Raw genomic sequence first — 12,706 nt, forward strand, 5'->3', positions numbered from 1 at the left:
CCTAGAACAACTCCTTGCATTTTGTGTGGACTTCTTGCGGCAAGAATGGATTTCCGTCGTACTTGAGGATCTTATGGATCTTTTCATGTCCTCCGACATTCATCTTCATGATGTTTGCCAGCTGTCCTGTTGCATTGTTTTCAATAACTGCAACTTTCTTTGCAGATTTTACAAGCTGCATCATTTCTTCAGCCGGGAATGGGTGAATCAGGCGCACATGTGCGTGGTTTACTTTCAAACCATCCTTCTCCAGTCTTCCCATAGCCTCTTCTATTGCGCCTCTTGTAGAGTTGAAACCGACGATCAATAGATCAGCTTCCTCATGCGGAGCGTTTTTATGGATTGGCGTATCGAACTTCAGATTGCTGACTTTGCGGAAACGCTTATCCATCTGGGCAATGCGGTTCGCAGCAGATTCTGATGGCTTTCCAGTTTCGTCATGCTCAACACCCGTAACGTGGTGGATTCCGTTCTTCATACCAGGAATTACACGAGGTGAAACGCCATCTTCTGTTACTTCATAACGCTTGAAGTAGCCTTTGTTTTCAATTTCAGGAAGTTCATCCGTTGCAAGCTTGCCTCGGCGGACTTCCACTTTTTCAAAGTCAAGAGGTTCAACAGTCTGTTTTCCTAGAGACAATTGAAGGTCAGTCAGGACGATTACCGGACACTGATATTCCTCCGCAAGGTTGAACGCTTCAGCAGCATCATAGAATGCTTCCTGAACTGTACTTGGAGCCATGACAATCTTAGGAATTTCACCGTGTGTTCCGTAAATCATCGCCATAAGGTCAGATTGTTCCTGCTTGGTTGGAAGACCAGTTGATGGACCCCCACGCTGTGTATCAACAATAACAAGCGGAGTTTCAGTGATTCCAGCAAGACCGATTGCTTCCATTTTCAATGATAGACCAGGACCTGCAGAAGCTGTAATAGTACGGACGCCGCCATAGTTGGCGCCGATCGCCATCGTTACAGCAGCGATTTCATCCTCTGTCTGGATAACTGTTCCGCCAAGGGCAGGTAGTTTCTTGATCAGATATTCCATGATTTCAGAAGCCGGTGTAATTGGATAAGCAGCCATGAAGCGGCAACCGCCTGCAAGTGCTCCCAATGCGATAGCATCGTTTCCAATCATGAACATGCGTTTTTGTCCATCCGCTTTTTCAAGCTGCATAGTCTCCGCGCCGCCTAATTGTTCCTTCGTATATTCGTAGCCAGCTTTGATGGCTTCCATGTTTTTATCGACAACTTGTTGTCCTTTGCGCCCGAAGATTTCCTGGACGACTTCTTCGAAAACCTGGATATCCAGGTCAAGAATTGCGCTGGTAGCACCAATCGCAACCATGTTCTTCATAAGAGATGTTCCCAGTTCAGTAGCCATGTCCGTAAATGGAACCGCATACATTGCAGCTTTAGTATCCTCTGGCTTCTTAGGGTCGAACTTTGCATCAGCAATGATGACGCCGTTCTCATGCAATTCTTTGTAGTTTACATCGATCGTTTCCTGGTCGAAAGCTACAAGAATATCTAAATCGTCAGAAATAGACCGAACCTGTGTAGTGCTTACTCGAATCTTGTTATTTGTATGTCCGCCCTTGATACGTGATGAAAAGTGACGGTAGCCATACAAGTAGTAGCCTAGACGGTTCAATGCAATAGAAAAAATTTCCCCGGTAGATTCAATTCCTTCTCCCTGCTGTCCGCCAACTTTCCATGAAAGTTGATTGATCATCTCTTACACCCCTTTAGATACGTAGAAAAATATGTAAAAACGCTTCGTTATTAAGTGTAGCACTTTTCCAAGTAATTCACTAGAATTAAACGGTTTTTCAACCAATACCTTGTAGAAATCTAGTAAATGGATGGTACTAAACGCTTACAATTCTAGACCTATGTGAAAAAAAAAGCAACCCTTTCCAATCAAATATTGGCGAAAATATGAATATTTTTTTATTTATTAAAATATTATAAGTTCACTGCCCAAAAGCGTCTGCCAATTCAGCTGACAATGCCCGGTTCAGCTATATCTGCCAGGTAAACGGGTTGCCATATTATCAAAAAGGAACTTCTTTACTTGTATATCAGAATAATATTTTTGCAATTCATCCCAAATGTTTGCATAATGTTCATTCCCCGTAAGCTTCTCGACAGTAAATTCAATCCCGTCGAAGTCCGACCCGAAACCAACATGGTCCTCGCCTCCCAATGTACATACGTGTTCTAGATGGCGCATGACATCATCAATGCAAGCAGTCTTCTCTCCAGAAAGAAATTCAGGCACAAAGGTAATGCCAACCACAGAGTCCCGGCCGATTAAAGCCTTGATCTGGTCATCACGCAGGTTCCGGGGATGCGGGCACAGAGAATGGCAGTTAGAATGGGAGGCAAATATTTGGCGGCTTGTCTCCAATACATCCCAGAAGGCTCGTTCAGACAAATGCGACACGTCACATACAGTATTCGTTTCATTCAAAAGCTGAACTACCTGCCTGCCAAACCTCGAAAGGCCTGCGCCACGTTCTTCCATTGCTCCGTCTGCGGCAAAATTCCCAAAATTCCATGTCAAGCCTACCGAACGCACTCCAAGTCTTAACAAAGTCCGTAATTTCAACAGATCCTGTCCAATTGCGTCACAGCCTTCAAGAGTCAAAACCGCCCCTATTTCATGTTCAGCGAGCTGATTTATCTCATCGCTGCTTTTCACCTGCTTCATCCGTGAATTTCCTGACAGGATTTTTTCATAAAATAAATCTGCCATTCGCAAGGCGGCCTGGAACTTTAAATCAGGATGGACCGATTCAGGCACATAGATTGCAAATAGCTGTACCTTTGTTCCTGATGTTTCCAGTTTTTTTAAATTCACCTGTAACTCCGATGATGTCGCGAAATCCAGGCCCGGATTCATGAACAGTTTATATAATACATCACAGTGGGCATCAAAAATTTTCATGGAACTCCTCCTCATCCCCTATTATAAGGTATAAACCTTGGCGAAAATAAAAGAAACCTGCTTGCGGAAGCAAACAGGTTAAAGTATATTAAACAGTTTCGAATGTAAGTAGTTTTTTTCTATCCAGACCTGCGCAAACAATTATCTGGGTTCAACAATCAATTTAATAGCAGTCCGCTCTTCGCCATCAATCAGGATATCAGTAAATGCCGGGATGCAGATTAGATCGACTCCGCTAGGTGCTACGAACCCTCTTGCGATCGCTACTGCCTTAACGGCCTGATTTAATGCACCCGCTCCAATAGCCTGGATTTCTGCGCCGCCTCTTTCACGCAGTACCCCAGCAAGCGCACCAGCTACAGAATTAGGATTAGATTTTGCTGAAACTTTTAATATTTCCATTCCTGGCTCCTCCTTATTTTCTCCCGATCCCAGATTCCATATCAGGACATCCAGGTTAGTTTGTTCCACTGCTACTATATTCAGGAGGAAGCCTACATATGACCTGCACATCGAAAATCGAGCAGATTCACATAAAAAAATCGCAGCTTAAGTATAAAAAGTGTGATCATCATTGACAAGGACAGTCTGAATTTTCACTGCCTTACCTGTTTTCTTATCGAGGTCAATCAAAACAGCAGATAATTGATTCCTGCCGGCCTTTGCCACTTCAAAGCGTGTTGGCAGGCTTGTCAGGAATCTTCGCATGACAGCCTCTTTCTCGACGCCCAAAATGCCATCATACGGACCAGTCATGCCTACATCAGATAAATATGCCGTCCCGCCCGGCAAAATACGCTGATCCGCCGTCTGGACATGTGTATGTGTACCAATAACAGCCGAAACTTTTCCGTCAAGATACCAGCCCATCGCCTGCTTTTCACTTGTTGCCTCTGCATGGAAATCAACAAAGATCAATGAAGTCCTTTTACTTGCTTCAGTAATCAATTCATCAGCTTTCTTGAAGGGACAGTCAATCGGAGTCAAAAAAGTCCTTCCCTGCAAATTGATAATCGCCAGTTCTTCCTGATTGATCTTTAGGTAGACGATTCCTTTTCCAGGCACTTCATCAGGAAAATTCGCAGGTCTTACCAAATATTTCGCTTTATCGATAAACTCAAAGATCTCGCGGTTATCCCATGCATGGTTGCCAAGTGTTACAGCCTGTGCACCCTCCTCCAGGAACTGCCGATAAATCTTCTCAGTAATCCCTTTGCCGCTCGCCGCATTTTCCCCGTTTATAATCGTTACAGTTGGACGATATTTTTCCTTAAGTTTAGGAAGATATTCAGTTACCATATCCCGGCCCGGTGAACCAACCACGTCACCAACGAATAAAATTCTCATTGCATTCACTTTCCCGTCTAAAATTATGTTGTTTTGCTAAAATTGTATCATACTATCGAGGTCAGAAGAAAACCCCTGAACATTTCACAACAAAATAAAAAGCGGCGCATAAGCACCGCTTTATTTTGCGTATTCAACTGCCCGAGTCTCACGGATGACTGTAACCTTGATATGTCCAGGATAATCGAGTTCTTCCTCGATTTTCTTTCGGATATCACGTGCGAGGCGATGTGCCTGCAAGTCATCAATTTGATCAGGCCTTACCATAATCCTGATTTCTCTTCCTGCCTGAATAGCAAACGACTTCTCGACTCCCTCGTATGATTCAGAAATCTCTTCTAATCTTTCAAGTCGTCGGATGTAGTTTTCAAGCGCTTCGCTGCGGGCACCAGGCCTTGCAGCTGACAATGCATCAGCAGCAGCAACGAGTACTGCAATAACCGAAGTCGGCTCAGTATCGCCATGGTGGGAAGCAATACTATTGATAACAACAGGATGCTCCTTGTATTTAGTAGCAAGTTCCACTCCGATTTCAACGTGGCTTCCTTCTACTTCATGGTCAATTGCCTTTCCGATGTCATGCAGGAGTCCTGCACGGCGAGCTAATGTTTCATCTTCACCTAGCTCTGCTGCAAGCAATCCGGACAACTGGGCTACTTCCATTGAATGCTTGAGAACATTCTGTCCGTAGCTAGTTCGATACTTCAAGCGGCCAAGAATTTTGATAAGGTCTGGGTGCAGCCCGTGAACGCCCACTTCGAAGGTTGTTTGTTCCCCCACCTCACGAATGTGTTCATCCACTTCACGGCGTGCCTTTTCAACCATTTCCTCAATTCGGGCCGGATGAATACGTCCATCCTGGACAAGCTTGTCAAGAGCCAAACGGGCTGTTTCACGTCTGATTGGATCAAATCCGGAAAGGATTACTGCTTCCGGAGTATCATCAATAATGAGGTCAATTCCCGTTAACGTTTCCAGGGTACGGATGTTCCGTCCCTCACGTCCGATGATGCGTCCCTTCATTTCATCATTCGGAAGGTTTACGACTGACACTGTTGTTTCAGCAACATGGTCAGCTGCGCATCTTTGGATGGCAAGTGAAAGGACTTCCTTTGCTTTCTTATCGGATTCCTCTTTCGCCCTGTTTTCGTTTTCCTTAATCATTAGTGCAATGTCGTGAGCAAGTTCTTGCTCAGTACGCTCCAAAATGATGGATTTAGCCTCATCACGCGTTAAGCCCGAGATGCGTTCTAGTTCAGCCTGCTGATTTCGTACCATCTCGTCCACTTTGCTTTCCATCTCTTCAATATGCTGTTGTCTTTTGGAAAGAGCATCATCTTTCTTCTCTAAAAGATTTTCACGTTTGTTCAACGAGTCATCTTTACGATCAAGATTCTCCTCTTTTTGCAATAAACGATTTTCTTGTTTTTGCAGTTCATTTCTTCGTTCACGAATCTCACGCTCTGCTTCAGTACGCAGTTTGTGATTTTCATCCTTAGCCTCCAGCAGGGCTTCTTTCTTCATAGCCTCTGCCTCACGCTTCGCATCTTCAACAATTTGATCTGCGGCGTTTCTGGCACCTGCAATTTTTGCTTCCGCAACGGATTTACGATAAAAATAGCCAACAACTGCACCGACGAATAGGCCAAGCAAAATGGAGATGATTGAAATAATAGGATCCATCATTTTCACCTCCTCTTGCTATGAACTTGTGTTACGTTTTTTAAAGTGTCGGCATGTACATTGTTTCAAGCATCAACATACAGCTCTAATGCTTTTAAACGTTTTTAATACCATGAAAATGTAAAATATACATTTTTAATTGTAAAGCTGCCAATTTTTATTGTCAAGGGTTTGTCCCCCAAGGATTCGATTCCTTTTGATTAATTATTCGAATAAGTCTTATTTTTTGCAGCTAATCACCATTTTACTGATTATTTTCTGTCCTGGCACCACATAGGACAACATGATATTTGGAAAAAACTAAACAAGGCCTCCCGAATTTCAGGAGACCTTGTCAATGAAACTAGCTTTACTATTAATCCAGTTGGAATTCTTCCTGGTCTTCGTCTGTTTCCGCCACTGTGAACTCGCCATCAAGGCCGTAGTGATCACGGATCTTCTTCTGGATTTCAAGACGGATAGACGGATTTTCTTTAAGGAAAAGCTTTGCGTTTTCCCTTCCCTGTCCAAGACGCTCGTCATTGTAGGAATACCATGAACCGCTCTTTTGAACGATATCGAGGTCTGAACCCATATCAATGATTTCGCCTTCTTTGGAAATCCCTTCACCGTACATGATATCCACTTCAGCTACACGGAACGGAGGAGCAACCTTATTCTTAACAACCTTGATCTTTGTTTTGTTACCTACCATGTCATTGCCCTGCTTCAATGTTTCTGCACGGCGCACTTCAAGACGTACACTTGAATAGAACTTCAATGCACGGCCGCCAGGAGTTGTTTCAGGGTTTCCGAACATAACTCCGACTTTTTCACGAATCTGGTTAATGAAGATGGCAATTGTCTTGGATTTGTTGATCGCACCAGAAAGCTTACGCAATGCCTGGGACATCAAACGAGCCTGCAGACCTACGTGGGAATCACCCATTTCACCTTCGATTTCAGCTTTTGGTACAAGCGCTGCAACGGAGTCAATAACAATGATATCAATCGCTCCGCTTCGTACAAGTGCTTCAGCGATTTCCAAAGCCTGCTCACCTGTATCCGGCTGTGAAAGAAGAAGTTCATCGATATTTACGCCAAGCTTTTGGGCATAGACTGGATCCAATGCATGTTCAGCATCGATAAACGCAGCCTGGCCTCCATTAGCCTGTACTTCAGCAATCGCATGTAGTGCAACAGTCGTTTTACCTGAACTTTCAGGTCCATAGATTTCAATAACACGCCCGCGAGGATATCCGCCTATTCCAAGAGCAGCATCCAATGCAAGGGAACCACTTGGAGAAGTAGAAACTTTAGTGTCCGTCTTCTCTCCCAACTTCATAACTGAGCCTTTACCAAATTGCTTTTCGATTTGTTTCAATGCCATATCTAACGCAGCTTGACGATCACTCACTCAAAATTCCTCCTTTTATATAAAGACGAACCGGCATACTGCCTGCCCGTAAATCTCTTATTTAAAACCTACTATTACTATACCTTTTTCGGCATCGTTTGTCCATCAAAAAATCGAACATTTATTCGATTTTTTTCAGATGATAAAAACATAATAAAATCATTTTTAGACGGGATTTATTCCATTTTTACAATGGATTGTACCCCCTAAAATATAATTTCCTTAAATAAACTGCCTATATAAATCAGGAGTTATATAAATTGGTTTTCCCTCTCGTCGTGAGGCCATATTCAAACTAAAAACACGGAGGTTTAATGCCTCCGTGTTTCTTCCAATCTATTAATCAATAAATGGCAGCCATACTTTACTGCTCTCTTCCTGATTTCTGTGCGGGACCCTCCAAGGGTTAGTTTTTCTGTAAGGACTGGTTCTCCATTAATATGGATTCCAATATAAACTGTTCCGGCAGGATGTCCTTCAAGTTCCTCCGGTCCGGCAACGCCGGTGAAACTGATACCGATATTGGCCCCGGTTAAGGATGCAGCATTGACAGCCAATTCTTCGGCACATTGACAGCTTACTGAACCATGTTTATCGAGTGTTTCTGGTTTCACCTTAACAAGTGCGATCTTTGCCTCATTTGAATAGCAGACAAATCCTCCCTTGAACAGGCTGCTCGCCCCAGGCAAAGATGTCAGCTCCTGCTGGAACATGCCACCTGTAAGACTCTCCGCTGCAGAAATGGACATCCCTTTTTCTTTGAGCTTCTTTGATAGTTCAGCAATTAATGAAGTATCGTCATAACCGTAAAAATATTCTCCGACCCGCGACATGATCCTCGCTTCCGTATTATCGATCAAAGACTGGGCAGTGTCAGATGATTCGTCCCGGGCTGTCAGCCTAAGGGTAACTTCGCCATCACCCGCAAGAGGAGCTATCGTAGGATTGCGTTGCTGATCGATTAGATCCTCAATTTTTGCTTCAAGAGCAGCTTCGCCTATTCCAAAGAAACGCAATACCCTGGACTCGATTTTTGCCTGTTTTCCTGAAAGCCCTGCGATCGCTTCCTGTCCATATTTAACGAACATCGGCTCCATCTCGGACGGCGGTCCTGGCAAAAGCATATATTTATGGTCAGGTGTTGCCAGAAACATACCCGGAGCCATACCATGGTCATTTTTTAATATGACAGATCCCTCAATGACAAGAGCCTGCTTTCGGTTATTTTCAGTCATTACCCTGTTGGTCTCTTCAAAATATAACTCTATCGAGCGCATGGCTTCTTCATCCAGGGCTAGCTTTTTCCCCAGCTGTGAGGCGATTGTATCCTTAGTCAGGTCGTCTTTCGTCGGCCCAAGGCCACCGGTAAAGATAATCAGCTCTGCTCGTTGTTGTGCAACCTTTATCGCTTGTTCCAGCCTGTCAGGATTATCGCCGACGACCGTATGATAGAAAACGTTTATCCCCAGATCAGCAAGCTGCCTGGATAGAAACCTCGCATTTGTATTGACAATTTGGCCCAGAAGAAGTTCAGACCCCACTGCAATGATTTCGGCATTCATTCGATTTCCTCCTGCCCGATCCCCTTATTTCGAGTTATTGAACACATGCTTGTTTTTAGCAAAATAATCCCATCCAGACCAAATCGTAAAGAACATAGCAACCCATAATGCGATATCGGCAAATGGAATCGAAATTGCTTCAAAAATGATATTGTGTAGCAGCAATGCAGAAATGGCAACTGTTTGTGCCCACATTTTTATCTTGCCCGGCATTTTAGCTGCAACAACCTCACCGCCGCCTGCAAGCAGGAGCCTTAGCCCTGTAACGGCGAACTCCCTGCTGATGATGACGATGACAATCCAGGCTGGAGCATACCCAAGCTCGACGAGGACGATCAAGGCTGATGAAACCAGGAGCTTATCCGCCAGCGGATCAAGGAATTTCCCTAGATTGGTCACAAGATTGTGCTTGCGTGCTAAGTAGCCATCCACCCAATCTGTAACAGACGCAAAGATGTAAATAAGTGCACCTACCAGATGGGTAACCGGCATAGTCGTACCAAGAAGGGATATTTCTCCCCATGAAAATGGCACGATCATCACGATCAGGAATAATGGAATCAAAAAGATCCGTGAAATCGTAATTTTATTTGGCAAATTCATACTCAATTTCCTCCAGGATGAAAAATTATGAAGCCAGAAGTCTGACTTCATCCATTATATGCGATATGTACAATCAACTTCAAAAAATGCCTATTATAATTTTAGCCCGTATAAACAAAAGTCCATACGGGCATTTTGGTCCTTCTTTACTTTTAGCGAATATCCAAATTACTTAACAAATTTGATTGTTATTAACTGGGTCATATCTTTTTCAGGCGGAACAGCGTACTCGAGCTTCTGGTCATTAACGTATATTTCTGTTTCAGGAGCTCGTCCGACATTGATCACAGCCTGGGTTTCGTTGGATAAATCTTCTGTCCGGCTTTCATTTTTCCCTTTAACAAGGGTTTCCTGGAAAATTGACTTCCCTGCACCATTTGAGACCCCTACCCATGTTTGGCCTAAGGATACAATCTTGATGACAAACTTGTCGGTGTTTTTCAGCTCATAGACAGAATTGCTTCCACTGTTTGATACAGATACAAGTTCCTGTGCGGGAGTTTCTGGCTCAGTTTCTTCCTCAACCGTCTCTTCCACGGCTTTATCTTCTTCCTCGCCATCACCCTCGCTTGCATTATCATCAGCAAACTCTTCCGTCTCTTCGACCTTTGGCTGACTCTTGTCGGTATTCGCTGGCTGCTCGGCATCATCTCCGGCATTCTGGACAATCAAATACCAAACTAAAGCGACTGCACCAATAATGAAGACCCCTATCAATATTTTAGGAAGCAGGTCAAAAACCTTGGACGTGTCAGGAGATAGGCTTTTCCTCGACTGGACACGCGAAAGCTGCTCAGGCAGTTCTTCGTTGTATGTAGATGGAACTTCATTTTTGTACTGCTCAAAAAGCTGGTCTGGATCAAGCCCTACAGCTTCTGCATACTGTTTGATGAATGCACGGACATAGAACTTCCCTGGCATCATCGCGTAATTGCCTTCTTCAATACCAAGCAGATAGCGCTTTTGTATTTTCGTGATGGACTGCAGTTCGTCCAGGCTGAGGCCTTTTGCTTCACGCGCTTCTCTTAAAATAATTCCTAACTCAGTCACGATAACACCTTCCAATACTGTTAAAAATCAAATCCTCCAAAATCAGAATCGGTAAACATGTGATTCTTCTGAACCATATCATATACAATTTCTTCACTTGGATCGTTTCGAAGTTCAATTATATAATCAAAATCATCCATTGTATATTCCGTATTCTGGACAAAGATATCCGGATGTTCCACAACCTTAACTGCAGGGAGCCGCATGATTTCCCTTACCAGCTGCCAGTGCTTTTCATTAGCCCTCCTGGTGGAGACAATCCCATCAATGATGAACAAGTTGTCAGCATTATATTCATCCTCGATCAATTGGTTGCGGATTGTCTGCTTCAATAATGTAGATGAAACAAAGAGCCATCTTTTATTGGCGCAGACACTTGATGCGACAACCGATTCCGTCTTCCCAACCCGAGGCATTCCCCGAATACCGATCAATTTGTGCCCTTCTTGCTTAAATAATTCTGCCATAAAATCGACGAGCAGTCCAAGCTCATCCCTTACAAACCTGAATGTTTTTTTATCATCTGCGTCACGCTGGATGTATCGTCCATGACGTACAGCCATTCTATCGCGAAGCTTTGGTTCTCGGATTTTAATTACTCTTATTGTATCCATTGTATTTAAAATTGACTCTAATCGCTCAATTTGATCATCATCATTAGCAAGGATCAACAGGCCGCGTCTGCCTTCATCGACTCCATTAATCGTGACAATATTGATCGACAGCATCCCAAGCAAAGAGGAAATATCACCAAGCAGTCCTGGACGGTTAATCACGATCTCATATTCCAAGTACCATTCTTTCTTCTCCATCGTTCTCCTCCTCTGCTATCTTGCCTTTTATATGCGACACATTTTGACATCAAATATCTAGCTACTATATTATATGATTTTTCCGGAAGATGAAAGGAAAAACAAGCCATAAATGAAAAGTGGCGGAAAGGGGGAGCTATTGGCGAGATATGAATAAAAAAAAGAGAGGAATGGATGTCCCCTCTCAATTCTGCATTTGTTATTTAGAACCGTTGTTTTGAACAAGTTTCACCATCATTGTTGCGATGGCATGCTGTTCGTCCGGGCTTGCTACTGACCAAAGATCTGAGAGAACCCTTTCCTGCTCGTTTTTAGGATCCACATTCTGTGCAAGATAATCTCCAATCTGGTAAGCAAGATCACCCATCACTTCTTTATTCATGCCCTGATTCTGCGCCTGGTGAAGGCGGTCTCCCAGGAAATCCTTCCATTGATTCCAATTATCCAATACGGACATATTGACAACCTCCTTGTCTAAAATAGTACAAGGTTATTTTGCATACGAATGGCGGTTATTATTCATTTCCATACCGCTTTTGAAAATTTGTCACAAATCATCAGGTATGCCATCCGCCGTTAATCGCAAGAACTTGTCCAGTTATGTATGTTGATTTATCTGATAAAAGGAATTCGACACTGTCTGCCACTTCCTCAGGCTTCCCTAGCCGTCCTGCGGGAATATCTTCTGCAAGACGATCCATCTCTTCGGCAGTAAACCCTGAAACCATAGGAGTACGGATGGCTCCCGGCGCAATGGCATTCACCCTTATGCCGGAGGGAGCTAACTCTTTGCTCAATGCTTTTGCGAAGGAGATTTGTGCTCCCTTAACCATTGAATAGGCCACTTCACAAGCCGCGCCTGTTTGGCCCCAAATGGAAGAAACAATGACGATACTGCCACTTTTTCTCTGCCTCATTTTCGGGAGCAGCTTTTTTGTCAATAAAAGCGGGCTGGTCATATGAATCTGAATAAGTGCATCTGCATCTTCCTCTTCCAAATCCTCAAGGAGGCCATACAAGGCATTTCCTGCATTGTGCACAATGGCATCCAGAGAAAATATGCTTGCTGCTAAGTCCAAATAACCTGACCTCGATGACAAGTCGGCCTTGATCGGGATGTATTCCCCGTTATATTTTTGAAGCATCTTAAGAAGCTCATTTATTCCTTTTTCATTATTGTTATAGTGCAGGTACAGCGAATAACCTGCCTCTGCCAGCTTGATTGATATAGCCTGGCCAATTGCACCGCTTGCTCCTGTCACCAATGCGAATTTTTTCATCTTCCTATCCCTCTCCACTA

General features: G+C 43.7%; 12 protein-coding genes. All 12 read right to left on the reverse strand.

The window, feature by feature from the left end:
• Position 1: 1 nt before the first annotated feature.
• Positions 2–1,735, reverse strand: coding sequence for a 2-oxoacid:acceptor oxidoreductase subunit alpha (locus ACXAEA_RS15180; protein WP_475096723.1), 1,734 nt, complete (start codon positions 1,733–1,735; stop codon positions 2–4).
• Between the two features lie 285 nt (positions 1,736–2,020).
• Positions 2,021–2,953, reverse strand: a complete 933-nt coding sequence (locus ACXAEA_RS15185) for a dipeptidase (protein ID WP_475096724.1) — start codon at positions 2,951–2,953, stop codon at positions 2,021–2,023.
• 141 nt (positions 2,954–3,094) lie between these two features.
• Positions 3,095–3,355, reverse strand: coding sequence for a stage V sporulation protein SpoVS (gene spoVS / locus ACXAEA_RS15190; RefSeq protein ID WP_010193268.1), 261 nt, complete (start codon positions 3,353–3,355; stop codon positions 3,095–3,097).
• 147 nt (positions 3,356–3,502) lie between these two features.
• Positions 3,503–4,300: a TIGR00282 family metallophosphoesterase gene (locus ACXAEA_RS15195; protein WP_475096725.1), complete on the reverse strand. Its 798-nt coding sequence runs from the start codon at positions 4,298–4,300 to the stop codon at positions 3,503–3,505.
• Positions 4,301–4,420: 120 nt separating this feature from the next.
• Positions 4,421–5,983, reverse strand: a complete 1,563-nt coding sequence (gene rny / locus ACXAEA_RS15200) for a ribonuclease Y (protein ID WP_475098137.1) — start codon at positions 5,981–5,983, stop codon at positions 4,421–4,423.
• Positions 5,984–6,338: 355 nt separating this feature from the next.
• Positions 6,339–7,379 (reverse strand): recombinase RecA, encoded by a 1,041-nt coding sequence (gene recA / locus ACXAEA_RS15205; RefSeq protein WP_475096726.1) that lies wholly within the window; start codon positions 7,377–7,379, stop codon positions 6,339–6,341.
• A 311-nt stretch (positions 7,380–7,690) separates the two neighbouring features.
• Complete coding sequence (locus ACXAEA_RS15210; RefSeq protein WP_475096727.1) at positions 7,691–8,941, reverse strand: competence/damage-inducible protein A; 1,251 nt, start codon at positions 8,939–8,941, stop codon at positions 7,691–7,693.
• 24 nt (positions 8,942–8,965) lie between these two features.
• On the reverse strand, positions 8,966–9,544 hold the full coding sequence (gene pgsA, locus ACXAEA_RS15215; protein ID WP_475096728.1) for a CDP-diacylglycerol--glycerol-3-phosphate 3-phosphatidyltransferase: 579 nt from the start codon (positions 9,542–9,544) through the stop codon (positions 8,966–8,968).
• A gap of 168 nt (positions 9,545–9,712) precedes the next feature.
• Positions 9,713–10,594, reverse strand: coding sequence for a helix-turn-helix domain-containing protein (locus ACXAEA_RS15220; protein ID WP_475096729.1), 882 nt, complete (start codon positions 10,592–10,594; stop codon positions 9,713–9,715).
• A 20-nt stretch (positions 10,595–10,614) separates the two neighbouring features.
• The gene (locus ACXAEA_RS15225; protein WP_475096730.1) at positions 10,615–11,406 is read right to left on the reverse strand and encodes a DUF3388 domain-containing protein; all 792 of its coding nucleotides are present in this window, start codon (positions 11,404–11,406) and stop codon (positions 10,615–10,617) included.
• A 199-nt stretch (positions 11,407–11,605) separates the two neighbouring features.
• On the reverse strand, positions 11,606–11,863 hold the full coding sequence (locus tag ACXAEA_RS15230; RefSeq protein ID WP_475096731.1) for a DUF3243 family protein: 258 nt from the start codon (positions 11,861–11,863) through the stop codon (positions 11,606–11,608).
• Positions 11,864–11,963: 100 nt separating this feature from the next.
• A complete protein-coding gene (gene ymfI, locus ACXAEA_RS15235; RefSeq protein WP_475096732.1) occupies positions 11,964–12,686 on the reverse strand; it encodes an elongation factor P 5-aminopentanone reductase in 723 nt (240 codons plus the stop codon).
• Positions 12,687–12,706: the final 20 nt, after the last annotated feature.

Source organism: Mesobacillus sp. ABV4_180 (genome assembly GCF_056158485.1).